This is a genomic window from Pseudomonas sp. TH06 (assembly GCF_016651305.1).
Classification (GTDB): domain Bacteria; phylum Pseudomonadota; class Gammaproteobacteria; order Pseudomonadales; family Pseudomonadaceae; genus Aquipseudomonas.
This window is the reverse complement of record NZ_JAEKEC010000003.1, coordinates 241881-266205: the sequence shown is the minus strand read 5'-3', so window position 1 is coordinate 266205 and position 24325 is coordinate 241881. Positions and strand designations below refer to the sequence as shown.

Annotated in this window: 23 protein-coding genes and 1 pseudogene; 8 read left to right on the top strand and 16 right to left on the bottom strand. The window is 58.9% G+C overall.

The genetic code is table 11. From position 1 onward, the window contains the following. Window positions 1-12: 12 nt before the first annotated feature. Genes JFT86_RS26025 through JFT86_RS25980 form a run of 10 tightly spaced genes read right to left on the bottom strand, consistent with a single transcriptional unit; the run spans window position 13 to window position 11020 of the window. Window positions 13-1149 carry a glycosyltransferase gene (locus JFT86_RS26025; protein ID WP_201239001.1) on the bottom strand — a complete coding sequence of 379 codons (1137 nt, stop codon included), beginning with the start codon at window positions 1147-1149 and terminating at the stop codon, window positions 13-15. Then, window positions 1142-2110 carry a glycosyltransferase gene (locus JFT86_RS26020; RefSeq protein WP_201239000.1) on the bottom strand — a complete coding sequence of 323 codons (969 nt, stop codon included), beginning with the start codon at window positions 2108-2110 and terminating at the stop codon, window positions 1142-1144. The genes JFT86_RS26025 and JFT86_RS26020 overlap by 8 nt, the downstream gene beginning before the upstream one ends. Then, a complete protein-coding gene (locus JFT86_RS26015; RefSeq protein ID WP_201238999.1) occupies window positions 2107-3477 on the bottom strand; it encodes an O-antigen ligase family protein in 1371 nt (456 codons plus the stop codon). The genes JFT86_RS26020 and JFT86_RS26015 overlap by 4 nt, the downstream gene beginning before the upstream one ends. Further along, window positions 3474-4568 carry a glycosyltransferase family 4 protein gene (locus JFT86_RS26010; protein WP_201238998.1) on the bottom strand — a complete coding sequence of 365 codons (1095 nt, stop codon included), beginning with the start codon at window positions 4566-4568 and terminating at the stop codon, window positions 3474-3476. The genes JFT86_RS26015 and JFT86_RS26010 overlap by 4 nt, the downstream gene beginning before the upstream one ends. Then, the gene (locus tag JFT86_RS26005; RefSeq protein ID WP_201238997.1) at window positions 4565-6157 is read right to left on the bottom strand and encodes a Wzz/FepE/Etk N-terminal domain-containing protein; all 1593 of its coding nucleotides are present in this window, start codon (window positions 6155-6157) and stop codon (window positions 4565-4567) included. The genes JFT86_RS26010 and JFT86_RS26005 overlap by 4 nt, the downstream gene beginning before the upstream one ends. A 17-nt stretch (window positions 6158-6174) precedes the next feature. Continuing rightward, window positions 6175-7200: a polysaccharide biosynthesis/export family protein gene (locus tag JFT86_RS26000; protein ID WP_201238996.1), complete on the bottom strand. Its 1026-nt coding sequence runs from the start codon at window positions 7198-7200 to the stop codon at window positions 6175-6177. A gap of 21 nt (window positions 7201-7221) precedes the next feature. After that, entirely contained in the window at window positions 7222-7869 is a 648-nt protein-coding gene (locus JFT86_RS25995; protein ID WP_201238995.1) for a CpsD/CapB family tyrosine-protein kinase, read from the bottom strand. Further along, window positions 7869-8615, bottom strand: coding sequence for a sugar transferase (locus JFT86_RS25990; RefSeq protein ID WP_201238994.1), 747 nt, complete (start codon window positions 8613-8615; stop codon window positions 7869-7871). Before JFT86_RS25990 ends, JFT86_RS25995 begins: the two co-directional genes overlap by 1 nt. An 18-nt stretch (window positions 8616-8633) precedes the next feature. Further along, window positions 8634-9671, bottom strand: coding sequence for an NAD-dependent epimerase (locus JFT86_RS25985; RefSeq protein WP_201238993.1), 1038 nt, complete (start codon window positions 9669-9671; stop codon window positions 8634-8636). Continuing rightward, window positions 9668-11020 (bottom strand): UDP-glucose/GDP-mannose dehydrogenase family protein, encoded by a 1353-nt coding sequence (locus JFT86_RS25980; RefSeq protein ID WP_201238992.1) that lies wholly within the window; start codon window positions 11018-11020, stop codon window positions 9668-9670. Before JFT86_RS25980 ends, JFT86_RS25985 begins: the two co-directional genes overlap by 4 nt. Before the next feature lie 391 nt (window positions 11021-11411). On the opposite strand from JFT86_RS25980, the gene JFT86_RS25975 reads away from it, so the two are divergent. The 7 genes and pseudogenes from JFT86_RS25975 to JFT86_RS25945 all read left to right on the top strand — a co-directional run bounded on the left by JFT86_RS25975 (window position 11412) and on the right by JFT86_RS25945 (window position 18671). After that, the gene (locus JFT86_RS25975; RefSeq protein WP_201238991.1) at window positions 11412-13109 is read left to right on the top strand and encodes a sulfatase-like hydrolase/transferase; all 1698 of its coding nucleotides are present in this window, start codon (window positions 11412-11414) and stop codon (window positions 13107-13109) included. A gap of 199 nt (window positions 13110-13308) precedes the next feature. Beyond that, complete coding sequence (locus JFT86_RS25970; RefSeq protein WP_201238990.1) at window positions 13309-13962, top strand: ABC transporter ATP-binding protein; 654 nt, start codon at window positions 13309-13311, stop codon at window positions 13960-13962. Continuing rightward, the gene (locus JFT86_RS25965; RefSeq protein WP_201238989.1) at window positions 13959-16430 is read left to right on the top strand and encodes an FtsX-like permease family protein; all 2472 of its coding nucleotides are present in this window, start codon (window positions 13959-13961) and stop codon (window positions 16428-16430) included. Before JFT86_RS25970 ends, JFT86_RS25965 begins: the two co-directional genes overlap by 4 nt. After that, window positions 16420-17487 (top strand): lipocalin-like domain-containing protein, encoded by a 1068-nt coding sequence (locus tag JFT86_RS25960; RefSeq protein WP_201238988.1) that lies wholly within the window; start codon window positions 16420-16422, stop codon window positions 17485-17487. The genes JFT86_RS25965 and JFT86_RS25960 overlap by 11 nt, the downstream gene beginning before the upstream one ends. Before the next feature lie 77 nt (window positions 17488-17564). Then, window positions 17565-17808: pseudogene (locus JFT86_RS25955) on the top strand (hypothetical protein). A 10-nt stretch (window positions 17809-17818) separates the two neighbouring features. Further along, a complete protein-coding gene (locus tag JFT86_RS25950; protein ID WP_201202451.1) occupies window positions 17819-18001 on the top strand; it encodes a hypothetical protein in 183 nt (60 codons plus the stop codon). A gap of 85 nt (window positions 18002-18086) precedes the next feature. Continuing rightward, window positions 18087-18671, top strand: coding sequence for a hypothetical protein (locus JFT86_RS25945; RefSeq protein WP_201238987.1), 585 nt, complete (start codon window positions 18087-18089; stop codon window positions 18669-18671). Between the two features lie 332 nt (window positions 18672-19003). Here the strand turns inward: JFT86_RS25945 and JFT86_RS25940 are convergent, their stop codons facing one another. Then, complete coding sequence (locus JFT86_RS25940; RefSeq protein WP_201238986.1) at window positions 19004-19831, bottom strand: glycosyltransferase; 828 nt, start codon at window positions 19829-19831, stop codon at window positions 19004-19006. A gap of 230 nt (window positions 19832-20061) precedes the next feature. On the opposite strand from JFT86_RS25940, the gene JFT86_RS25935 reads away from it, so the two are divergent. Further along, window positions 20062-20874, top strand: coding sequence for a VanW family protein (locus JFT86_RS25935; RefSeq protein ID WP_201238985.1), 813 nt, complete (start codon window positions 20062-20064; stop codon window positions 20872-20874). Window positions 20875-20915: 41 nt separating this feature from the next. Here JFT86_RS25935 and JFT86_RS25930 read toward each other — a convergent pair whose 3' ends face one another. The 5 genes from JFT86_RS25930 to JFT86_RS25910 form a co-directional block, all read right to left on the bottom strand. Next, window positions 20916-21413 carry a hypothetical protein gene (locus JFT86_RS25930; RefSeq protein WP_201238984.1) on the bottom strand — a complete coding sequence of 166 codons (498 nt, stop codon included), beginning with the start codon at window positions 21411-21413 and terminating at the stop codon, window positions 20916-20918. A gap of 133 nt (window positions 21414-21546) precedes the next feature. After that, on the bottom strand, window positions 21547-21810 hold the full coding sequence (locus tag JFT86_RS25925; RefSeq protein WP_201238983.1) for a hypothetical protein: 264 nt from the start codon (window positions 21808-21810) through the stop codon (window positions 21547-21549). A gap of 52 nt (window positions 21811-21862) precedes the next feature. Further along, window positions 21863-22204, bottom strand: coding sequence for a hypothetical protein (locus tag JFT86_RS25920; RefSeq protein WP_242489576.1), 342 nt, complete (start codon window positions 22202-22204; stop codon window positions 21863-21865). Between the two features lie 201 nt (window positions 22205-22405). Next, window positions 22406-23332, bottom strand: a complete 927-nt coding sequence (locus tag JFT86_RS25915; RefSeq protein ID WP_201233852.1) for a hypothetical protein — start codon at window positions 23330-23332, stop codon at window positions 22406-22408. A gap of 37 nt (window positions 23333-23369) precedes the next feature. Next, window positions 23370-24323, bottom strand: a complete 954-nt coding sequence (locus tag JFT86_RS25910; protein ID WP_201238982.1) for a hypothetical protein — start codon at window positions 24321-24323, stop codon at window positions 23370-23372. Window positions 24324-24325 lie beyond the last annotated feature (2 nt).

Here is a 24325-nt window from a genome sequence, read left to right as displayed (position 1 = left end):
GCTTCGGTCCTCTTAACGGTTCTGTTCGGGATTCCACTGGGCATATCGCTGACCGCGCAGGAACTGCCACAGACCGAGACTCATCCCGGCAAGGGTGACCAGCAGAAACGCGGCGAGACGGAACGGTTTTGGCAAGCGGTGTTGCGAATCCAGTAGCCCGGCAATGGCCACGGCGTAGCCGAACAATTGCGCGATCAGGCTCAGGCGATAAAAACCGTGGTCGTCCCACAGCCAGAAATTGCTCAGCAGCAACGGCAGCAGGAGGATCGGCGCGAGACGGCGGATCAGTTTGTGGCTGATCAACGCCAGCGAATACAGGCCATATTTCAGCGGATTGAGCAGTTCGCGGCGCTGGGCCAGGCTTTGCAGACCGCCGACGGTAACGCGTTGGCGGCGGCGGAACTGCTTGTCCGCCTCATCGACGCCATGGTCGATCACCTGCGCCTCGGGTACGTAGACGATGCGTTTGTGTGCCACTGGTGCGCAGGTGCTGATAAAGAAATCGTCATTCACTTCGGCCGGTACGTTCTGGAACAATTCGCGGCGCAGGGCGAGCAGGGCGCCGTCAGCGGAGACCATGCAACCGGTGCGATTTTCCACCCGGCGCAACCAGCCTTCGTAATGACGATACAGGCTGTCACCGACGCTCAAACCGCCGCCGGTGACCGGAATCACCATGTGCCCGGCACAGCCGCCGACATTGGGATCATTCAGCGGTGCGAGCAGATAACCGAGGGTTTCCCGTGACCATTGGTTGTCGGCGTCGGTGAACACCAGAATGTCACCCGTGCTCACGGCCACGCCGGCATTCAGCGTCGCGGCTTTGCCCTGGCGCGGCAGGTCGAGGACGGTGATGCGCGGGTCGATGACTTTGTGCGCGCAAGCCACGGTGTCGTCGGTCGAGCCGTCGCTGGCGAGAATGATCTGCAACGTCGCCGGCTGATAATCCTGCGCGAGCAACGTGCGCAATTTGTGCTCGATGTGCCGCGCCTCGTTATGCGCGGCGATCACGATGCTGATGTTCTGCGGCGGTGCCTCGGTGTGACGCCAGGCCGGAAACAACGGCGCCAACAGCGTCAGCAGCAATGGATAGCCGACGTAGGCGTAGACCGGCAGCAACAGGCACATCCAGAAAATGAATTCAGCCACGGGCAGGCCTCCTGGCGTTCCAATGACACAGACTGAGAATGAATGCGGCGCCGGCCAGGTGCAGGCGCACCCAGTGCAGGCCCCACAATTGCAACGTCAGGCCGATATTGTGGTGCTTGGCGCTCTGCCGCAGGCTGAGGATCAGGCCCGGAATCAGGGTCAGGATCACCATGATTGCGGCGTGATGCGGGAAGCCGTCGAGCAGTGCCGAAATCGCCAGGAAATCGAGAATCCACACGGCAATCGACAGCAGCGGAAAGCGCAGCAGGCGCAGGCTGAAACCGTGGGTGCGCAACAGTTGCAGATGACTGCCCTGACGCCACATTTCTTTGCCCATCCACTCGCGCCAGTTCATTTCGTAACCCCAGTGCAGGGCGACGTTGTTGTTGACCGACAACAGGATGGCGCCGTTTTCGCGCAGGCGCAGGGTGAACTCCTTGTCTTCGCCGGTGCGCAGGGTTTCGTTGAAACCACCGACCTTGTCGAACCACGCCCGGCGCATCAGCAGGTTGGCGCTGGGCAGCCAGTCGACCACATGCGAGGCCTGTGAAGACACGCGCAAGGTGCGCCGTTGCCACGCGGTGGCGTACCACGGCGCTTCGGCCGGGGTATGCAGATCGAGACCAAACACGTCAGCCTGCGCGCTGGCTTCCAGATCGAACAGGGGGTTGAGCCAGTCTTCCGGCATCTCGATGTCGGCGTCGATAAACGCCAGCCATTCACCCGTGGCGATGGCCGTGCCGCGATTGCGCAGGGCGCCGATCAACAGTCCCGGCAGGCTCAAGACCTGCGCGCCGAACTGCCGGGCGATGTGCGGGCCGTCGTCGCTGGAGCCGTTGTCGACCACGATCAGCTCGCACTCGATATTGGCCGCGTGCGCGGCTTTTTGCGCGGCCAGCAGTGTGCGGCCGATGTGCCGGGCTTCGTTGAACATCGGGATGACGATGCTGATCCGGCTCATGCGCGGGCCTCCGTCAGGGGTGCCTGCTCGGCTTTCAGCCGCAGGACGCTGGTCAGCGCGAGCATGATCCACACGTATTTCTGGTTCGGCGCGCTGAGGAACATCAGGAACAGCGTCAGCGACAGAAAGCTCACGCCCAGATGGGTCATCATGTCGGCCTGCTGCCAGTCACGTCGCAGCATCCACGCGGCGCGCGCACGAATCAGATTGTACAAACCGAGGCCGAGCATGCCGACGAACAACAGCCCTGCAGGGATCCCCAGTTCACTGAAGATTTCCAGGTAGGTGTTGTGAGCACGGCGATAGAGGTCGCCGATCTTGCGGTTGGCGGAGAACGCCTTGGCGTAACCGGTGGTCGCGTAGTGCAGCGGGAAGGTGCCGGGGCCGGAGCCGAGCAGCGGGTTCTCGCGGATCATCTGGCTGCCGACGACGATGTACGAGGCACGGCGGCCGAGGGACTCGTCGTCGTGGCCCTTGGCACCGGCGCTCAACACGCTCAGCGACTGAATCCGTGCGATGTAGCCGGCGGGCATCGCATAGATCGCCAACGGAATCACGATCGCCGCGCCGAGCATGGCAAAACCCAGATGCCGCGGCCGGATCCGCGTCAGTTGCGTGCGGTAATGCCAGCAGCCGATCAACAGACTCAGGGCGATCACCACCAGCCCCGAACGCGATTCGGTTTTGGTCATGCCGCCCAGCAACAGCAGGCAGCAACCGCCCCAGAACAACCGGTGCAGCAGGTTCGGGCTGCGGATCACCAACAGCAGGCCCAGCGGAATGGCGAAGGCGATCAGCAGGGCAAAGGCGTTAGGGTCTTCGAGCAGGCCGGCGGCGCGGCCCTGATCCTGGAATTTGGTCGAGAACATCGCCATCGCGCAGGTGGCGCTGACGGCGAGGGTGACCAGTCGGGCGAACAGATCGAGGTTCAGTTCACGGCCGATCAGCAAGGTGATGACAAACAGAATCAGACCGACGCTCAGTTCGCGCAGATGCCCCAGCGACATGCCCATGTCATCGGTATTGAGCAGGCTCAGAAAATACAGAACCATGAACCAGAGCAGGTAACGCCAGATGTTGCTGCGCAGGCGTTCGGAGGGAATCTGGTGCAGCGCCAGTTGCAGCATCAGGATCACCGCCAGCGAGGCGCCGATCAACTTGCTGCCCGACAGCGAACTGTCCTTGAAGAAACCCTCGAACGGCACCAGCGCGGCAATCCCGAGCAGGCCCCAGGTCGGTTTGCGATACAGCACCGCAAAACCCACCAGGCCGAGCACCGCTCCCGGCGCCAGATACGGATAAGGACTGGCCAGCAAAGCAATGCAGACCAGACCGAGCAAACTGACGATCGAGAGCGGGAAAATCATGCGCGTGCCTCCCGTGCCGTGCGGATGTACAGCTGCGACCAGCGTTCGGCGAGAGCCTTGAGGTCGTAGCGATCCTGTTGCGTGCGTTTTGCGTTGTCGCGCAGTTGCCGCGCCAGCTTCGGTTCGGTCAACAGCGTGTCGACCTGACGGGCGAGGGCGCTGCTGTCGGCGGGTTCGGCGAGCAGGCCGTTGTGCCGGTGCTCGAGCACATCGGGAATCCCGCCCACGCCGAAGGCGACCACCGGCACACCGGCCTGCATCGCCTCGAGCAAAATCATCGGCGTGCCTTCGGTGCGCGAGCTGATCACCAGCGCATCGAGCCGCTGCCACCACGGTTGCATGACGGTCTGGTAGCCCGGCAAGCGAATCCGCTGCTGTAAACCGGCGTCATCAATACGTGCCTGCAACGCCTCGCGCTCCGGGCCATCGCCGAGCATCACCGCGTCCAGTTGCGGATGCTGATGACACAGCGGGATCAGCGCATCGAGAAACAGATCCGGGCCTTTCTCACTGCTCAAACGGCCGACATAACCGGCGAGCCAGCGCAGCCGATCAGCGTCATGAATCATTTGCCCATGGGCGGCGGGCAAGCCGTTGGGGATCACCTGCAACTTCTCCGCCCGGACGCTGGCCTGACGGTGCAACACGGCGATGCTTTCCGCCACGCAGACCACCCGATCCACAGACGCCGTGCGGCACAGTTGCAGACTGAGCCAGGTGTAGAACTTCTGCTTGCGACTGCGCGGGGTGAAGCCGTGTTGGGTGATCACCAGCGGCAGGCGCAACAGGGTTGCGCCGACCCAGCCGAACAACAGCCCTTTGAAATTGTGCGTATTGATCAGCGGCCGTTCGCTTTGCCGCTGGCGCAAGTGCCGCAACAATTCCCCCAGCCCGGCGCAACCCCGGCAATCCACTCCGGCCTGAGCAAAGCGCGCGATCAGTTCTGGCGGCGCGTCGAGAAACAGCACCTGATGCTGTCCCGGCGTCGCCAGACAATGATCCAGCAACATCCGCTCGGCCCCGTAGAAACCGCCGCTGCTGAGCAAATGAATGATCGGCAGCGCGGCGTTCGGGGAAGGTCCGGTGTTCAATTGCGCACCCAGTGCAGGAAGCTTGGCACCGTCCAGTTCTTGTGCGGATTGTTCGGCAGCGCGTTCTGGTCGTTGATCACCAACAGCACCGGTACGCCCAGCTCGTGGCTGATTTGCGCCGGGTGTTTGAAGCGGTGATCGAAGAACTCACGCACGTAGACCAGGGCAATCGCCAACAGCAAGCCGGTGAACAGACCGAACGGAATGATCAGACCGGGTTTCGGGAACGCTGCTTCGGTCGGTTCGAACGGCGGGCTGAGCACCCGGGCGTTGGACAGATCGTCGTTGAGCGCGCCAGTGGTGCTGCTTTCGGCAAACCGCTGGGCGTAGGTCGAGAACGCCGCGTGCAGCGCATCGATTTCAGTGTCCATCTGCCGCAGCTTGCTTTGGGTCTGCTGCAATTCGTGGATGCGGTGCTTGAACTCGGCGATGCGTGCGGTTTTCTGATCGATCACCTGCTGGACCACGGCCAGATCGTTGGTGCGTTCCTGAATGCGGTTGCTCACCACTTTGAGGAATTGCTGACGGGTGCGGGCGATTTGCTCGCGGGTCAGCAGCATCGGTTCACTGCCGGGCTGGAACACCGCCAGATCGTTCATGTAGCGGCTGACCTGGGTGGTGAGTTGCTCGCCCATCTGTTTGATTTCCCGGTCTTCGAACGCCACGTTGTCGACGGTGGTGGTGAAGGTGTAGGGGAAGGTGTAGTCGTTGAGCTTGTTATTGGTGGCGGCGGCCAGTGCGGTTTTCAGATATTCCAGCCAGCGCTGGCTCTGCAACAGGCGATCCTGATACAGGTTCAGGGCCTGTTCTTCGGTGTTGATTGCGTTGAGGCGGAAGGTGATTTCTTCCTTCGGATCGGACGACCCAACACTTTCCAGCAGCGCCTGGCGGTTGCCTTCCAGACCATCAAGACGTACCTGATACAGATGCTTCTTCGTCTCGTAGAAGGATTGCGGCAAGTCAATCGATTGCAGTGCCTGACGGCTGAACAGGTAGTTCTGCAGCAGCGCAGCAACGAACGTCGTGCCCTGGTGCGGATCCGGGAAGCTGTAGACGATCGAGATCACGTTGGAGCCCGGCAGGGTCTCGATTTTCAGCTTGTCGATGGCCTCTTGTGTCAGCGCATCAAGTGCAGTGTCACGCACTGGATCGGTTTCCAGCCCGAGCATGTTGCGCACCGGGTTGATCACGTACTGGCGCAGCGGCGAACTGACGTAGCGCTTGAACGGCTCGCTCACCAGTTTGTTGAAGACGCCCGGCGAAGGCGTGTACTCACCCTTGTCGCGCAGTTCGCTGATGGTCTGACGAATCAGCGCCGGCGAACGAAGGATGTTGGTTTCGGTTTCCATGTCCGCCAGCGACGGAGGGATGAACGTGGCGTTGTCCACCGTGAGCGACGTGGTGGCGTCACCCTGGGAGAGTTTTTTCGACTGCACGATCACCTGCGCGGTGATGTCGAAGCTCTGTTTGAGCACCAACGGCAACAGCAGGGCGATGACTGCAAAGATCAGGAAGACCCGTTTCACCAGACGCTTGTTGGCGAAGAAGATCCTGAAGAACTCATGCAGGTAGTTTTCCTTTGGGTTCATGGTCGGTCACCTGAGAGTCAGTTGCTGTTGCTGTCTTTGTTGTCGACGCGGTAGCCGAAGCTGAAACCGACGCCCTGGAACAACACCACGTCAGCCAGTTGTCGGGCCAGTTCACCGGCGCTGGCCAGTTTGGTTTTCGGCACGTACAGCATGTCGTCCGGTTGCAGATACGCGATCTGCGAGGCATCGCCGGACAGGGCTTTTTCGACGTCATAACGCACTGCCTGCACCTGATTGCCGTTGCGGCGCATGATCACCACCGAATCCAGCCGTGCCTTGACGTTGGTGCCACGCGCCAGGGTCAACGCTTCGAGCACCGAGACCGGCCGGCGGATCGGGTAGGAACCCGGCTGGCCGACTTCACCCAGCACGTAGATCTCGTTGCCGGCCGTGGATTTCAGCAGCACGTCCACGGTCATGCGGCCCGGCAGTTGCGCGTACTTCTTGTTGAGGAAGGTTTCCAGTTGATTGACGGTCATGCCTTGCAGCGGCACTGCGCCTATTTCCGGGAAACTCGCGTAACCGTCGGTGCCGACGGTGATCTCGCGGCTCATGCCAGTGGCCGGGTGATTCAGCGCGCTTTTCAGGTTCTGCTCATTGGTCAGCGGGCTGATGATCTGCACGGTCAGCTGATTGCGGTTGGGCTGGAACAGCTGTTTACGCTGGTAGGCGCGCTGGATTTCCTCGCGGGCCTGATCGCTGGTCAGCCCGGCGATTTTCACCGAAGTGTTGGCGCCCGGCAGTTCAATGGTACCGTCCGGCAGCACCAATTGATTGCCGTTGAGCTGGCTGGCGGCGGTGAAGTTCAGGCCGATCTGGTCACCCGACTGCACGCGATAGGCGTCCGAGCCGCTGGTGCTGATATGGAAGATCACATCCAGCACATCCTGCGGGCGCAGGGTCTGCTCGATCTTCGGCATATCGGTGGCCTGGGCGTTGGCCGGGGTGGCGGTGAGAATATTCACCGGCATGTTCTGGGTTTCGGAGTTGCTTGAGCAGCCTGCAAGCGGCAGCATCAGCAGCACAAGAATCTTGGCGTTCATGGCGTCATCCCTCGCGTTCGCTTACAGGTTTTTGTAAAGCCATTTCGGCATGTAGTACTTGCGCCGGTTGAACACGCTGCCGACCACTTTTGCCCCGGCCTGGGTCAGGCGTTGCACAGCGGCCTGAGCGACTTCCCAGCGGGTGTCTTCGGCACGCACGACAAACACCACGCCATCGACCTGGGTGCTGATGACCAGCGTGTCGGCGGCGGAATACACCGCGTCGCCATCGATCACCACGAAGCGGTACTGACTGCCCAACTGATCGAGCAACGGGCTCAGGCGTTCGGCGGTCAGGTGTTCCGTTGTGCGGATCGGCCGGCCGTTGGGCAGCACGTGAAACGGCAGGCTGGAGACCTGCACCACGCAGTCCTGCAACAGCGGCGGGTTGTCCGGGTTGAACAGCAGATCGCGCAGACCGCGCTCTTTGCTCAGGTTCAACTGCTGGGTGAGGTTGTTCGCCGACTGACTGGCGTCGACCAGCAGCACCAGGCCGCTGCTCATCTGTGCCAGTTGACTGGCCAGCGCCAGTGCACTGGTGGTAGTGCCAGCGCCGGGGTTGGCGGCGGTCAGGAACAGGATGCGCAGATCCAGGTCCAGCACGGTCGAGGTCAGGTTCGATTCGCTGGGGTTGGCAATGCTCAGGCTTTTGTTGGTTGAACCGTCCATTAGCTTGCTCCGTGGCCGCTGAATACTTTGAAGGGGGTTTTCAACAGGATCTTCAGATCAAGCAAAAGGCTTTGCTCGGCGATATAGCTGAGGTCCAACTCAACGCGCTGGTCGAAGTCGATGTTGCTGCGTCCGGAGATCTGCCACAGGCCGGTCATGCCGGGGTAGATCGCCAGACGCGCGAGATGGCTGTCCTTGTAGCGGTAAGCGTTGAACGAGGTCGGACGCGGGCCGACCAGGCGCATGTCACCGGTCACCACGTTGATCAGGTTGGGCAATTCGTCGAGGCTGGTGCGCCGCAGAAAACTGCCGATGCGAGTGACCCGTGGATCCTTGTCGATCTTGAAGTCGATGGCGTCGGCCCCGTGCTTGTTGAGGTGACGCAGCGACTCTTTCAATTCTTCGGCGTTGCTGACCATGGTGCGGAACTTGAACATGCCGAACTTGCGGCCGCGGTAGCCGGTGCGTTTCTGCACGAACATCACCGGGCCTTTGCTGGTGAACTTGATGGCCAGCGCCAGGCCCAGCAGCACAGGGGAAATCATCAGCAGAATGAGCAGCGCGCCGAAACAGGCCACCACCCGGTTGGTGCGTGACAGCTGCCACGGCCGGCCGCCCTCGCGCCCGGAGAACCAGCCGCGCCCCTGGCGGTGAATCGCCGCATCAAGACGCATGCGTTGTTCCGGGTCCATGCGTTTGTCTCGTACCAGGTTTTGGATCGGCACACCTTTTTCATGTCCAGTCATACAGTCCTCCGCTGATGTTCAGCCGCGAGCGGCGCGTGGGCGATAGGCAGTGGGGTAGTAGTCGCGAAACCAGGCGATGAAGCGCCCGAGTCCCTCATCCAGCTCGATCCGGGGCTGGAACCCGGTGGCCTGGGCCAGATCTTCGGTCTCGGCACAGGTGTTGAGCACATCGCCCGGTTGCAGGGGCAACAGCTCGACAATGGCTTTCTGGCCGAGGTGTTTCTCCATCAGCGCCAAGTAGGTTTTCAGCTCGACCGGGTGGTGGCCGCCGATGTTGAACAGCCGCCACGGGGCCATGCTGCTGGCCGCGTCGGGGTGTTCGCGATCCCACTCCGGGTGATTGTGTGGCGGGTGGTCAACGAGGCGCGCGATGCTTTCGACGATGTCGTCGATGTAGGTGAAATCCCTTTGGTGCTCGCCGTAGTTGAACAGCTTCAGCGGCGTGCCATCGGTGATCGCCCGGGCGAACTGGATCGGCGACATGTCCGGCCGTCCCCACGGCCCGTACACGGTGAAAAAACGCAGGCCGGTGCAGGGAATGCCGAACAGATGGCTGTAGCTGTGGGCCATCAGCTCATTGGCTTTCTTGGTCGCGGCGTACAGCGACAGCGGGTGATTGACGCCGTCTTTCACCGAGTACGGCGTGTGCTGATTGGCGCCGTACACCGAACTCGATGAGGCGTAGATCAGATGCTCGACCGGATGATGCCGGCAGCTCTCCAGTATGTTCAGGAAACCCGCGAGGTTGCTGTCCATGTAGGCCCGTGGATTTTCCAGCGAGTAGCGCACCCCGGCCTGCGCCGCGAGGTGGATCACCGCTTGCGGGCGTTCACGAACAAACAGCGCTTCGATGGCCGTGGCATCGGCCAGGTCAACCGAGGCGAGCGGGAAATCGCCGACCTGTGCGCGCACCCACTGCACGCGGTCGTGCTTGAGTTGCGGATTGTAGTAGGCGTTGAAATTATCCAGACCGACCACCGCATGGCCGTCGCGCATCAGCCGCAACACGCAATGAGCGCCAATGAAACCGGCCGCACCGGTGACCAGGATTTTCATGACCGCAGCCCTTCAGGGGCGATGTGGCGCAGGCCGATGCCGCTGTAGTGCAGGCCGGCGGCGGCCAGGTGTTCCGGGTTGTAGAGGTTGCGACCGTCGATCACCACCCGCGAACGCAGTTTGCTCGCGAGAAACTCGAAATCGACTACGCGGAAGTTTTTCCACTCGGTGCAGATCACCAGCGCATCGGCGTCTTCGAGGGTGTCGTCACGGGTGGCGCACAGGTGCAAATCATCGCGGTAGCCGTAGATACGCCGGCACTCGGACATGGCTTCCGGATCGTAGGCCTGGACGCTGGCGCCTTCGGCCCAAAGCGCATCCATCAGATAGCGGCTGGGCGCTTCGCGCATGTCATCGGTGTTCGGTTTGAACGCCAGGCCCCAGACAGCAATGGATTTACCGGCCAGCCCTTGGGGGAATTGCGCTTTCAGTTTGCTGAACAGAATGTGCCGTTGAACGTCGTTGACATCGGTGACGCTGCGCAGCAGTTTCAGCGGCATGCCGTTGTGTTCGGCGGTGTGCAGCAGGGCGCGCAAGTCTTTGGGAAAACACGAGCCACCGAAGCCGCAGCCCGGATAAATGAAGTGGTAACCGATGCGCGGGTCGGAACCGATGCCTTTGCGCACCGCTTCGATGTCGGCACCGAGCAGTTCGGTGAGATTGGCCAGTTCGTTCATGAAGCTGATGCGTGTGGCGAGCATCGCGTTGGCCGCGTACTTGGTCAGCTCGGCGCTGCGGTTGTCCATGAACATCAGTTTTTCGTGATTGCGGCAGAACGGCGCGTACAGCTCGCTCATCTGCTCGCGGGCCTCGTCATCGCGGGTGCCGACAATGATCCGGTCCGGGCGCATGCAGTCGGCGAGGGCGCTGCCTTCCTTGAGGAATTCGGGGTTGGAGACCACGCGTACTTTCAGGTCGGTCTTGCCGCGGCGCAGCAGCTCGCTGTTGGCGCTGGCCAACACCTGATCCGCAGTGCCGACCGGCACCGTCGATTTGATGATCAGGGTGCGATCAGCCTCCATGTGTGAAGCGATTTGGCGGGCGACGTTGAGGACGTGACTGAGGTCGGCGGAACCGTCCTCATCGGCCGGGGTGCCGACCGCGATGAAGATCAGCTCGGCATGCTCGACGGCATCGCTGGCCTGGGTGCTGAACAGCAAGCGCCCGGCCTTGATGTTTTCTTCAAGTGTGCCGGACAGTCCCGGTTCGCTGATCGGCGGCACGGCTTGTTGCAGTTGTTTAATCTTCTTCGGGTCAATATCAACACATAAAACCCGGTGACCGACATCCGCAAGTGCAGCGGCTTGTATAAGTCCAACATAGCCCGTGCCAAATACGCTCACGTCCATCTGCGCACCCTCGATAAAGCCAAAAGATAAGTTCGAAACGAGACTGTCAAAAGGGGTATAGCGCAGGGTGGGGAAAGCGTGTCAGCAAAATGACATGTTGCACCTGTATAACAACCCCGCTTTTCGGAGCGATTGGCCATCAAGTGCTTGCTATTGCTGCATTTGTCGCGTCCTTGACGCTTTTTTCACGTTCGGAAGAAAGCGATAAACGGTCGAAAGCCGCGAAATTAGAGGCTTGTAGCTTCTGGAGTGTGTCAGATTTGAGTCAACGTTTTTTTGACGCTTCGTGTAAAAGTCTTCCATTTCTTGCGCTTTGATGGCCGGGTGCTAGTGTCAGGTTCTGACCGACAAACTATTGACCCGATGCCGTTTTTCGCCTCACGGAATGGCCATGTTTCGATACCTGAAAGAACTGCTTTTAATTGTTTATCTGCTGCTTTATTCCGAATATTACATAGAGCGGTTAAATGCTATCGGCCTCGGTCTGGCTGTACTTCTTTTTGGCGCGATGTTTTTGGCGCTAACTTTAGCGTTATATCTAACGGCGTATATACGGCAGTCGCTCATTCGACATTTATTCGCATTGGCGATGTTTGTCTCGGCGGTATTTTTTGATGTCTATACCCGGGTCACTGCGGATTACCTGAGCTACAGCAGCTTCGTTTCGCTGGTGTACTCCGGCGGCTTCATTCAGGAAGCGGCGTACCAGTATCGCGATGCGATCATCCACGGTGCGCTCAGTGGATTGCTGTTGTTGTTCGGTATCGGTCTGAAACCTCGGCATGCGCTGGTGGTGCCGAACGCATTGCGCGTGGCGGCGCCACTGTGTGGGGTGCTGCTGCTCAGCGCAGTGCTGTTTTTACGGGCGGGTGAGGGCGCACGGGGCTTGCCGATCATGTACACGCCACTGGCGTATCTGAACCTGTTTGCCTATGAAGCGCTGCACAACACGGTCGGCCCGCGTGAACCGGTGACGTTGGCGCGCAACTCGCCAGCGGTAAGTCACGACATTGTGCTGATCATCGACGAGAGCATTTCCGGCAACTACCTCGACATCAACACGCCGTTCGGCGTGCACAGCAACCTCAAGCAGGCGCACGCGGGTGTCGACATCTTCAATTACGGCTACGCCGCGTCCATCGCCAATTGCAGCGCCGACACCAACATCACCCTGCGCTACGGCGGCACCCGCGCCGACTACATGCGCATCAACAGTACGCTGCCGTCGATCTGGCAATACGCGAAAAAGGCCGGGCTGCGCACGGTGTACATCGATGCTCAGCGCACCGGCGGCAACCTGCAGAATCTGATGAACGACACCGAGAAGAAGGACATCGACGAGTTTGTTCAATTCGACCAGACCAGCGTGCGTGACCGCGACATGGCCGCTGCGGCGAAGTTGATTGAACTGCTCAACGACGACAAACCCGAGCTGATCCTGATCAACAAGGTCGGCGCGCACTTCCCGGTGCACGACAAATACCCGGATGCCTTCATGGCGTACCGCCCGACCTTGCCGCGCGGCCAATTCACTGAAGTCGCCGACACTGGCGAGCGCACGGGTTTCAATGGTCAGCCGGATGACTGGGTGCTGTACCGCAACGCCTACAAGAACACTGTGTTATGGAACGTCGGGGAGTTTTTTGCGCGGGTGTTTGCCCAGGCCAATCTGAACAATGCGTTGCTGATCTACACCTCCGATCACGGCCAGGATCTGCATGAGCGCGGCAATCCCGGGCTCAACACCCACTGCGGTGGCGATCCGGTTGAGGAGGAGGGGTTGGTGCCATTGGTGGTGATTCAGGGTAGCGGGATGAAAACGCTGGACTGGCAGACGCAGCTGTCGACAAACAAGGATCGCTCCAGTCACTACAACATCTTCCCGACCCTGCTGCAGTTGATGGGTTACGACCTGGCAGGCATCGAGGCGGTGTACGGCAAGCCGTTGACGGTGCCGACGGCGGATGAGTTCACCTTCAATTACCGCTTCAATGCGCGGCTGGGGGCCAAGCCTGAGTGGAAGCATATTGATCTGGGCAGCATTGTCACGCCGGGTGAGGCGCCAACCAGTGTGGCGGCGGGGCAGTAGATTTTGTATGGGCAGGACTGGCCCATCGCTGGCAAGCCAGCTCCCACAGTGTTTGAGGGTGAACTCAGGTATCTGCGAACAACCTCAATCCCTGTGGGAGCTGGCTTGCCAGCGGTGAGGCCGTTTGATTCAACGCCAGGCTCGGGTCTGTCATCGGCATCCGCTATCCTTGTCCCACACTGACTGATCAGGTGGCGGCATGCTTCGTGTTGAAAACGTCTGCAAAAGTTACCTCACTCCGCAAGGCCCCTTGCCCGTGTTGCAAGGCGTCGACCTGACACTCGAACCCGGCAGCAGCCTGGCGCTGATGGGCGAATCCGGCAGTGGCAAAAGCACCTTGCTGCACCTGATCGCTGGCCTCGACAAGGTCGACAGCGGCAGCATTCGCAGCGGCGAGCATCGGCTCGAAAGCATGAACGAGGCGCAACTGGCGAACTGGCGGCGCACGGAAATCGGTCTGGTGTTCCAGCAGTTCAATCTGATTGGCAGTTTGCGCGTCGAGGACAATCTGGCGTTTCAGGCGCGTTTGGCCGGGCGTCATGAGCCGCGCTGGCAAGCACATCTGGTGCAGCGTCTGGGGCTGGCTGATCTGCTCAAGCGCTACCCCGAGCAATTGTCAGGCGGCCAGCAGCAACGCGTCGCGCTGGGTCGGGCGCTGGCCTCGCAACCGAAACTGCTATTGGCTGACGAACCCACCGGCAGCCTTGATGAAGCGACCAGTGATGAAGTGCTGCGCTTGTTGCTCGAACTGCTCGACGATACGCCGACAACCTTGCTGATGGTCACACACAGTCCGCGAGTGGCCGCGCGACTGGCACAGCGGGTGGTGCTCTCCAACGGGCGGCTGACGTGATTGTCTTCAGGCAAACCCTGCGCGCACTGCTCAGCCATTGGCGGCGGCACCCGGTGCAGTTTTTCAGCGTGTTGACCGGGTTGTGGCTGGCCACCAGTCTGTTGACCGGGGTCGAAGCGTTGAACAGTCAGGCCCGTGACAGCTACGCCCGTGCCAGTCAGATGATTGGCGGCGAACCGCAGGCCAGTCTCAGTACACCGAACGGTGCGACGTTCCCGCAACAATGGTTTATCGATCTGCGTCGCCAGGGCTGGCCGGTGTCGCCCTTGTTGCAGGGCCGCTTGGTGCTCAAGGATCACGACAATCAGCGTCTGCAACTGATGGGCATCGAACCGGTGTCGTTGCCGGCCGACTCGGCGGTGGCGGGGCAGGCGATGCCGATCGAGCGGGTTGTCGAATTTTTCACGCCACCGGGCAGTACGTGGATTTCCCCGGAAACCCTGCAGGCCCTGAACCTGCACGAAGGCGCCACCCCGCAAACGTTGAATGGCCAGAAACTTCCGCCGCTGCTGGCGCAAAAGGACATGGCACCGGGCGTGATGCTGGTCGACATCGGCGTCGCACAAACCCTGCTCGAACAACCCGGACAACTGTCACGCCTGTTGCTGCCCAAGGATTTTCACGGTGAGTTGCCGGCCACGTTCAAAGGCCAGTTGCAGCTCAAAAGCAGTGGCGAGGAAAACAATCTGGCGCGCCTGACCGAGAGCTTTCATCTCAACCTGGACGCCTTGGGGTTTCTCTCGTTCGTGGTCGGTTTGTTCATTGTCCACGCGGCTATCGGCCTCGCCCTGGAACAACGGCGCGGACTGCTGCGCACACTGCGCGCCTGTGGTGTCAGTGCGCGCATGTTGATCGGCTGTCTTGTTGTTGAACTGGGCGTATTGGCGCTGATCGGTGGCGTATTCGGCGTAATCAGCGGGTACTGGCTGGCCAGTGTGTTGCTGCCGGATGTCGCCGCGAGCCTGCGCGGTCTGTACGGCGCCGAAGTGGCGGGGCAGTTGCGGCTGAGCCCTTGGTGGTGGTTCAGCGGGATCGGCTTGAGCCTGCTCGGCGCCTTGCTCGCCGGGGCCAACAGTCTGCTGCGGGCGGCGCGTCTGCCGTTGCTGGCGGTGGCGGATCCACAAGCCTGGCATCAGCAATACGCGCGCTGGTTGCGGCGTCAGGGCTGGCTGGCCGCTGGATTGGGCGTTATTGCGCTGGCGGCGTTGATCTGGGGCGACAGTCTGGCCAGCGGATTTGTGCTGATGGCCGGGTTGCTGCTCGGCGCCGCGTTGGCTTTGCCGGTGCTGCTCAGCGGCGTGCTCAATCAAATGCTCGGGCGCAGTCGCTCGGTACTCGGCCAGTGGTTTCTCGCTGACTGCCGTCAGCAATTACCGGCATTGAGTCTGGCGCTGATGGCATTGCTGTTGGCGCTCGCTGCCAATATTGGCGCCGGCAGCATGACTGCGGGTTTTCGCCAGACCTTCAACGACTGGCTCGAACAACGCCTCAGCGCCGAACTCTATATCAACCCGAGCAACCCGGCGCAGGCCCGCGAGATGTACAGCTGGCTCAAACAGCAGCCGCAGGTGACGGCGGTGCTGCCTAACTGGCAGGTAGCGGTGACGCTGCAAGGCTGGCCAGCGGAAGTCTTCGGGGTCATCGACCACGCGCATTATCGTCAGCACTGGCCTTTGCTTGACGCCAGTGGCGGTGATCCGTGGGCGCATCTGGCAACCGACGATGCGGTGATGCTCAGCGAGCAACTCGCGCGACGACTTAAGGTGCACGCAGGAGATCGACTGACGATTCCAGCCCCGAATGGTCCATGGACGCCACGCATCATCGGTATCTACGCCGACTACGGCAATCCCAAAGGCCATTTGCTGGTCAACATCAATCACCTGCTGCGCGGCTGGCCACAACTGACGCCGAACCGTTTCAATCTGCGCATCGTCCCGCAAGACATCCCGGCGTTTTTATCCGCATTACAGGCACGCTTTGCCCTTGATGACAGCCGCATCGTCGATCAGGCACGACTCAAGGGCTGGTCGGTTCAAGTGTTCGAACGCACCTTCGCGGCCACCGCCGCGTTGAACAGCCTGACCTTGGCGGTGGCAGGTGTTGCGCTGTTTATCAGCCTGTTGACGCAAAGTCAGAGCCGTCTCGGCCAGCTTGCGCCGCTGTGGGCGCTGGGCGTGACCCGACGTCAGCTGATGCTGCTCAACCTCGGTCAGACCTGGTTGTTGGCGGTGCTGACGCTGGTGTTGGCGCTGCCGTTGGGGATCGCGCTGGCGTGGTGCCTGGATGCGGTGATCAACGTGCAGGCGTTTGGCTGGCGCCTGCCGCTGCGGGTGTTCCCTTGGCAATTGCTGCAACTGTTGGGCCTGGCGTTGCTCGCGACATTGCTGGCGTCGGCGTGGCCGTTGTATTCGCTGTACCGCACGCAACCGGCGGACCTGCTGAGGACGTTTGCCCATGAGGATTAACGCGGTTGCACTGATGATCATGCTGTTGCTCGGTGGCTGCGATCAGTCGGCGCCCGAGCAAAAGGGCTTTGCCGGGATGGGCAATCAGGCGTCAGCGTTTACCCCGGTGGTACCGGGGCGGGTGTTCAGCTTTCCGGCGGACCACGGCGCCCATGAGGGTTTTCGCATTGAATGGTGGTACGTCACCGCCAATCTCAAGGATCAGCAGGGCAGGGAATTCGGCGTGCAATGGACGTTATTCCGCAGTGCCCTCAACCCCGCTCCGGAGCTGGCCGGGTGGGGTAATCAGACGATTTGGCTGGGGCATGCGGCGGTGACTTCGGCGAATGCGCACCATGCCGCCGAGCGTTATGCCCGCGGCGGTGTCGGTCAGGCTGGTGTGCGCCTGACTCCGTTCGAGGCGTGGATCGATGATTGGCAGTTTGTCAGTCACTCCCAAGACCCGTTGAGCGATATGCAACTCAGCGCCAAGGACAAATCCTTCAGCTATCAACTGCACCTCACCGCCAGTCGCCCGCTGGTGCTGCAGGGTGACAAGGGTTTCAGCCAGAAATCCGAACAGGGGCAGGCGTCGTACTACTACAGCCAACCTTTTTTTCAGGCCAGCGGCACGCTGCAAATCGACGGCCAGACCTACACCGTCAGCGGCCCGGCCTGGCTCGACCGCGAATGGAGCAGCCAACCGCTGACCGCCAACCAGACCGGCTGGGACTGGTTCTCCCTGCACCTGGACAACGGCGCACACGTCATGCTGTACCGCATGCGCCAGAAGGACGGTGCGCCGTATCTGACCGGTACCTGGATCGATGCTGACGGCCAGACGCAAACCCTGCACAGCGGGCAGATCAAACTCACCCCAGAAGACACCGCGACCGTCGCCGGTCGTGCAATGCCCGTGCATTGGTCAATCAGCATCCCGGACAAACACCTCGACATCCGCCTCTCGGCGCTCAACCCCAATGCGTGGATGAACCTGCGCATTCCCTACTGGGAAGGCCCGGTCAACATCAGTGGCAGCCACTCCGGCAACGGCTACCTGGAAATGACCGGCTATTAAAGCCTCCTACACGGATTTGGGTTGAACTCCATTTGTTCGCTAAACCTCTACACAGAAACACCTGTCGAGGATTGGCCATGAGCGACGACCTGCAACCCCCGGACAATGAATACTTGGCAGCGTCTGTTCGACGATGAAAGCTACTGGCAACAATCCCCCGACGCTCACTATTTAGACCTGCAACGCATCGCCGACGACCTGCTCGGGCAAGGCGCCATCGATCTGGAGCAATGGCAGATCCTGCGCGCCAAAGCTGCTGACCTGCACAAGGACTCTCCAGCGGTGAACGTCGCCCGTGAACTCGATGATCCCGAAGCCTGAGGACTCTCCCATGAAACCTATCTCTCAAAGCGAACACCCCGACGAACCGCGGCCACCGGGCGAGACTGAGCGCGATAACGACGCCCTGCGGCCCACCGATCCCAAACAGCGCGAGAACAGTGGCAAAGGCACCGCGAGCGGTGAATCGACGGCGCAGGAAACCGCGAAGCAACAAACCAAAGCCAAGCCCTGAACAGCGTCTATGCTCAGTGGCACATCTGTCGCCGAACAGGCTTCGGCGTCGGGTGCTGCCATTCATCACAGGGAAAGTACCGCTTATGAAGCTCCACGCACTGGCCAAGGCCATCACTCTCGCAACCGTATTGTCCGCCACCAGCTTCGGAGCATTTGCCGCCGATATTCCGCTGTCCGCCACCATTGAAGCGGATCAGGTCACCACTAAAGTGCTCTCCGTTGATACTGCCAAGCATCAGGTGGTGCTGGAAGGCGCCGAAGGTCGACAGGTGCATGTTCAACTGAGCGACAAGGCAAAAAACCTGGCCAATCTGAAGGTCGGCGACAAGGTCAACGTCGAGGTTCAGCGTTCTGTCGCGGCCTATCTCGACACCGATGTGGATAAAGGTCTGCCAGGCTCTACCGAGCGTACGGGTGAGCTGCGCAACGCTCCGGGCAGCGAAAACCCGGGCGGCGAAGCGTTCCGTCAGGTTCAGGTGCAACTGAAAATCACCAAAATTGATTTGAAGAAAAATCAGGTGACCCTGGAAAACCCGTCGGGACAATCGAAAACGCTCGACGTCAAAAAGCCTGAAATTCAAGCGAAACTGAAGGATTTGAAAGAAGGGCAGAGCGTCATCGTCACTTACACCGATATATTAAAAGTGACCAGCGAGCATGAAAGCTGAGTATTAACTCTACAGAGTGATTGTTCTTGTACAGGGTTTTGTATGAGAACAATCATACTAATTGCTCCGATTGAAGAGATCAGGAAGTTTGCCGGGAAATATCGGCAATACACACTTTTTAACTTTCTAGTACATAAAAAACATCATTATGCATGACGACATAAGCGCCAACTTCTATTAAAATCCCTCCCGTTCGCCCAGTGTCAGGGCTCTTTACCGGTGCATGGATTGCCAGGCCATTACACTGGGCGAACACCTCCAGTGGAGTGGATGTATACAATTTCAGATAAAAAAAGGGCGACTTTAAAGTCGCCCTTTTTTGTGCCTGCGAATTATATCGATCCATGCATTCCCGGTTTTTCCTGCTGCCCCCGGAAGCGCTTGATCGTCTCCTGGTACATTTTCGTCCGACGGTGATTTTCCCCGTAGGTCCCCGCGGCAGCGACGGTTCCTGCCTGAATGTGGTCGAGGTAACGGAAAATCTTGCGCGGCGACAAAAACTTGATGCCATAGCCCAGAGCTAGCATCTGGTCCTGCAACGTATAACCGGGCACCCGGTCATCCATGCAGAAGTGCAGTCCGCGGGACTTCATCAAGCGGGCATTCCACAAGGTACAGAAACTCTTCAGGTGAGTTTCTTTATACGGTCTCGGCGGTTTCGACTTCAAACCCAGACGGACTTTGATATGGCGAACATAATGCTTGCAAAAGCGCGAAGTTAAACGCCAGGTATCACGTACAATCCCGCGATTGAGTTGTTCGACACAGCCGACTGCCGCCATGTCTGCACTTTTCGTGCATTCGCGCATCATCATCGCAAACACTTCCTTGTCGTAGACAAAGGTATCGGTGTGCAGCAAAAACAGATAATCGGTTTCAACTTTTTCCAGTGCCAGATCCAGGGCTTTGCCATGGGCAATATGCCCGGCTTCTTTGCACGGCGAAGGGCGCTCGATCAAATTGATCCAGTCCAGCGAACGCAAGTAATCCAGACTTGCATCGGCCGAATCGTTGTCCACCACCCACACCGGAATGCGCTGTTCCTTGACGTGCTGGTGCAACAACTCCAGGCACATCCGCGTGATGTCCGGGGTTTTGTAATTGACCAGTACCAGACTGAAATTCGACGGCTGTTCGGCTGGTAAATCAAACGTTTTCATATCAGAAGGACTCATCCGCGGTTCACTGGCAACAGGGGTTTCATGGGCCGGGATGGTAGCGATGCAACCTTAGTCGAACCTTAATTTGCAGGTACGGCAGTGGTTGAGAATGTGTCGAAGTAAGACTGAAAAATGCTCGCAGTTATTGCTTTGCGTCGGGGCGTTACAGGCTAAAATGCGCGCCCCTTTCACGGCTCAAGGAAGAAACGGCAAGCGCCGTTGTGTCACGGATGAAACCACTTTCCCTCTACCACCCGGCCTTGTACTGGCTGCGCGTGCGGCAAAAAAGACTGTTCCGCCAAATCGCCTGGCACTGCTCGCGCAAACGCTACGCATGGCCTGCCGCCGCCGCTGAACGTCTGCCGTTCCGTTACCTCAAACACACCTCGAAACTGATCCGCAAACTCGGCGACTCCGACCTCGCCCTGCAACACAACAAAGTCATCAATTTGAAACTCGCTGTCGCGGCCATCGACGGCGTCACCATCGCCCCGGGTGAGTATTTCTCCTTCTGCCGCCTCGTCGGCCAACCGACGCGCAAACGCGGATACGTCGAAGGCATGGAACTGTCTTTCGGCGAAGCCCGAACCGGCGTGGGCGGCGGCATCTGCCAGTTGAGCAACCTGATTCACTGGATGGCCATTCACTCGCCGCTGGTGGTGGTTGAACGCTCCAATCACAGTTTCGATCCGTTCCCCGATGAGGGCCGGGTATTGCCGTTCGGCTCCGGCGCAGCGATTTTTTATAACTACATCGACCTGGTGCTGCACAACCCGACGGATCGGCACTTTCAATTGAAGCTACATGTTGGGCAGACGCAACTCGAAGGGGAGTTGTTGTGCGATCAAGTGCGCGCGTATCGCTACCACGTATTCCAGGAGGCGCACCGTTTTGTGCGCGAAGCAGGGCGGGTCTTTCGCGAGAACGAAATCTGGCGAGAAGTGCGAAACAAGGGGCAGGTGGGCGAGTTGGTGACGCGGGAGCGGCTTTATCGCAATCGCGTGGTGGTCAAGTATGAAGTGGCCGACGAGTTGATCGGGTAGGGCGCGCCTGGATGTTTTCTGGACATGCGCGCCAGAGGTGATCAGTTCCTGAAATACAGCTCGTCCAGTTGGCGTCTGCGGATCAACAGATACTCATCCCAAACCTTGGGGAAATCCTCGTCGCGGGTCAGCGGGAAGGTCAGATAAATGTGCATGCCTACCACGCTGATGTATTGCCGTTCACGCTTGAACGCCGGCTGCTCGTAATGCGAGATGCTCTCGTCGTAGGCGTGATGGTAGTGATAGATGCTCGCTCGATGGGGCGCGATCATGCCCCGCGCAAAGTCGATCACCCAGCAATGATTAACCGCTGCACTCAAGTAGCCGTACACACCATCGCTTGAGAGACGAATGCACGAACTGGCCTGAGTGCCGTCCTCATCGTTGACCAGAATGATCTGGTCAGCGAAGTACTCAATAGTCCTGCCGTCCGGCCCTTGCAGAAACAAGCCCCAGCCTTCAGCCCCCATGCGGAATTCGCCCCAGTTTTCAAAAGTGGCGGTCCATCCGTTGGCGAGGGTGATCTGATGTTTATTCATGGGGTTTCCAAGTCTTCGGGTTAAAGCGTTTCGATCCGCGCTTTCATGGTGATCTAAAGCATGTTGGAAAGTGCCCGTCACTGGCGAGGGTCCTGCGGTGGCTGAGTGAATACCATGCTGCCTGCGAATGTACTTATGAAGCAACGCCGCGATCTGATCCGGGCTTCAGAATCAATCGTTGGTCTTCCTCGCGGTTGCGGCAGCGCTCGGCAAAATCCGATGCGGCGGATGGATCGTTCAGGAACAACTCGTACGACTCGCTGCTGATTTCGTAGTACTCCTCGTAATCCACCAAACGGTTGCTCACCGGGATGGAAAGGTAGGGTGTACCGGTAGTGGTTTCGACACCGAGGGTGAAGCGTTCGGTCCGGTTGATGAACGTGTCGTTGAATTTCAATCTTCACCTCGCAGGCGCTCGCTGGAGTCATGAGTGTTCGGGTGGCCGGGGTTCAAAGGCTCATGTCTGCTTCGATGCGTTCTTCGTAACTCGATAATTTCTTCACGATGTTTTCGTCGGTCGAATACTTGTTCTTTAGCTGCATCAATTGCTTGTCCGTACCCTTGCAAGCTTGATTGATGGCGCTGATCACCTGGCTGAGGCTGTCTGGGTCTGCCGGATCAGGTTCGGGGACTTCTCCTCTGAGAGTGTCGCAGTTGTCTCGGTTTTTGATGAAGCTGGATACGTCGGGTGGGAGCGGAGTGGTGGCATCGGTTGCTTGAGAAAGAGCGGGGAATGTCAGTGCGAGAATCAGGAAGTAGGGGCCCGCGGTGTTGATTGTCATGCCTGCCATTGGTGACTTCCATTCATGAAGGCTTGACCTGTCGACGGTAATTCGAGACAGGTAACGGTCTCTTGAAAACAGACACTTGCGGCTGCCAGATGTGTATGACGTCATGCCTTATCCTGGTTTTGCAAATAGCAGGGATGCTGCATTTCCGGGTTGTGCCTGTTTTTGATAAATGACTTCAGGAGTTCCGATTGCCCAAAGCAGTCATGCGACTTGTGTTTCTTGCATCAGTTCGGCTTCACGCTTTGCGATGGCTTCTTCCAATTCCGGGGAACGCTTGGCCCATTGTTCGGGTGGCAGCGGTTTTGACCATTCGATGATGTCGGGGTAGAGCAGATCGGGTGGGTAAGACAGTTTCAAGTTCTGCAGCTTTTCCGCGAAATAGGTTCCCAGAATCGTGATGCAGAATATCCCCCATACAACACCTATCAGGTCTCCCTTACGCAGATCGATGATGAGCGAACCGATTTGCGATTTTTCGTAGGGGGTAATACCCACTCGACTATTGGGTACGGCGTCCGGTCCTACCTCCATGTAACTGCGAGTGCACTCCCACAACGCCATGGCCGTGGTGCCGCCGCCACAGTTGAAACCGAATGAAAAATGCTTGTTGTCTTCCTTAGCCTGCGGATCCGGGTTTTCAAAGCCGATGATCAACAAGCCCATGGTGGCTTTACCGGCCTGGCTCACTGAGGAATGTTGTGTTGCTGCCGCCGTGACGCTTTCCCAAGGCACCAACCAATATTCGCCATTCTCCCGCGGTACACATACTTCACGACGTTGCCGATTGAAGCGCACGGGTAAGGGGACATCGCGGAATAAGGCTTGGATCAAAATCCAAATAGGGATGGCCAAAATAGCGGCACCCAAATACAAAATATCCTCGCTGAAATCAGAGTTGAGATTTCGAGTAAAGAAAGACATTGCTAAAAACACCATCACGCCCGTCCACATCACCATCACTGCTGAACCGATGCTGTAATTGCCAATGTCGAGAAATACGTCGTTCTTTCGCCAGATGGTGTTAAGCACATCACAGGGTTTTTCACCGGTTGGGATGGATAGCGGCGCTAAATAATCGTTGCGCGAAAACAACCGTTTTTTTGTAGTGCCTGCCGGTGGCGTACTCATCTGCTTCCCTTGGCTTTATAAGTCCCGCTACTCATCATCAAGCTAATGCTTGATCTGTCTGGGCGGCTAATTCGGCTTCACGCTTGGCGATAGCTTCTTCCAGTTCTGAGGAACGCTTGACCCATTGTTCGGGTGGCAGCGGTTTTGACCATTCGATGATGTCTGGATAGAGCAGATCAGGAGGAGGAGAGAGCTTCCATACTTGCAACATCATTGCGAGTGGCCCGCCCAAGAATATGGCTCCGATAATCAGCCACAAGGCTTTATCAATTTCCAGGGCTCGCATGTGCTGAATAATGCCGCCCATGTATTCACAACAAACGCCCCAAAACACATTTCTGCCGCGTAACTTGTCCCGACCCCTTTCAAAGTCATTGGTGATCGGTAACGCTTCTGGCCCTATCTCCATGTAGCTGCGCATGCACTCCCACAAGGCCATAGCCGTGGTGCCACCGCCACAGTTGAATCCGAATGAAAAATGTTTGTTGTCTTCTTTGGCCAGCGGGTCTGGGTTTTCAAAGCCGATTATCAACAAGCCCATGGTGGCTTTACCGGCCTGGCTCACTGAGGAATGTTGCGTCGCTGCTGCGGTTACGCTTTCCCAAGGCACCAGCCAATATTCACCATTCTCTCGGGGCACACATACTTCACGACGTTGCCGATTGAAGCGCACGGGCAAAGGCACCTCGCGGAAAAGGCCCTTAACAATAAAGAGTGCGGGTACTCCAATTATGATTGCTCCTACAATCAAGATCATTGCCGGCTTGGGGGTGATGTACGCCATCAGCGCTAGTACCACGACCATCGGCCATAGCACCATCACCGCCGAACCGATGCTGTAGTTTCCGATGTCGAGAAAAACCTCGTTTTTTCGCCAGATGGTGTTAAGCACATCACAGGGTTTTTCACCGGTTGGAATGGGGAGCGGCGCTAAATAGTCGTTGCGCGAAAACAACCGTTTTTTTGTGGTGCCTGCCGGTGGCGTGTTCATGT

Bases quoted from the DNA above. Each gene is read 5' to 3' on its own strand.
- JFT86_RS26020 (WP_201239000.1), bottom strand. From the start codon at position 2,110: ATGAGCCGGATCAGCATCGTCATCCCGATGTTCAACGAAGCCCGGCAC.
- JFT86_RS25945 (WP_201238987.1), top strand. From the start codon at position 18,087: ATGAAGCTCCACGCACTGGCCAAGGCCATCACTCTCGCAACCGTATTG.
- JFT86_RS25970 (WP_201238990.1), top strand. From the start codon at position 13,309: ATGCTTCGTGTTGAAAACGTCTGCAAAAGTTACCTCACTCCGCAAGGC.
- JFT86_RS25980 (WP_201238992.1), bottom strand. From the start codon at position 11,020: ATGGACGTGAGCGTATTTGGCACGGGCTATGTTGGACTTATACAAGCC.
- JFT86_RS26005 (WP_201238997.1), bottom strand. From the start codon at position 6,157: ATGAACCCAAAGGAAAACTACCTGCATGAGTTCTTCAGGATCTTCTTC.
- JFT86_RS26000 (WP_201238996.1), bottom strand. From the start codon at position 7,200: ATGAACGCCAAGATTCTTGTGCTGCTGATGCTGCCGCTTGCAGGCTGC.
- JFT86_RS25950 (WP_201202451.1), top strand. From the start codon at position 17,819: ATGAAACCTATCTCTCAAAGCGAACACCCCGACGAACCGCGGCCACCG.
- JFT86_RS25985 (WP_201238993.1), bottom strand. From the start codon at position 9,671: ATGAAAATCCTGGTCACCGGTGCGGCCGGTTTCATTGGCGCTCATTGC.
- JFT86_RS25940 (WP_201238986.1), bottom strand. From the start codon at position 19,831: ATGAAAACGTTTGATTTACCAGCCGAACAGCCGTCGAATTTCAGTCTG.
- JFT86_RS25915 (WP_201233852.1), bottom strand. From the start codon at position 23,332: ATGAGTACGCCACCGGCAGGCACTACAAAAAAACGGTTGTTTTCGCGC.
- JFT86_RS26015 (WP_201238999.1), bottom strand. From the start codon at position 3,477: ATGATTTTCCCGCTCTCGATCGTCAGTTTGCTCGGTCTGGTCTGCATT.
- JFT86_RS25920 (WP_242489576.1), bottom strand. From the start codon at position 22,204: ATGGCAGGCATGACAATCAACACCGCGGGCCCCTACTTCCTGATTCTC.
- JFT86_RS25930 (WP_201238984.1), bottom strand. From the start codon at position 21,413: ATGAATAAACATCAGATCACCCTCGCCAACGGATGGACCGCCACTTTT.
- JFT86_RS25910 (WP_201238982.1), bottom strand. From the start codon at position 24,323: ATGAACACGCCACCGGCAGGCACCACAAAAAAACGGTTGTTTTCGCGC.
- JFT86_RS25960 (WP_201238988.1), top strand. From the start codon at position 16,420: ATGAGGATTAACGCGGTTGCACTGATGATCATGCTGTTGCTCGGTGGC.
- JFT86_RS25935 (WP_201238985.1), top strand. From the start codon at position 20,062: ATGAAACCACTTTCCCTCTACCACCCGGCCTTGTACTGGCTGCGCGTG.
- JFT86_RS25975 (WP_201238991.1), top strand. From the start codon at position 11,412: ATGTTTCGATACCTGAAAGAACTGCTTTTAATTGTTTATCTGCTGCTT.
- JFT86_RS25990 (WP_201238994.1), bottom strand. From the start codon at position 8,615: ATGACTGGACATGAAAAAGGTGTGCCGATCCAAAACCTGGTACGAGAC.
- JFT86_RS25995 (WP_201238995.1), bottom strand. From the start codon at position 7,869: ATGGACGGTTCAACCAACAAAAGCCTGAGCATTGCCAACCCCAGCGAA.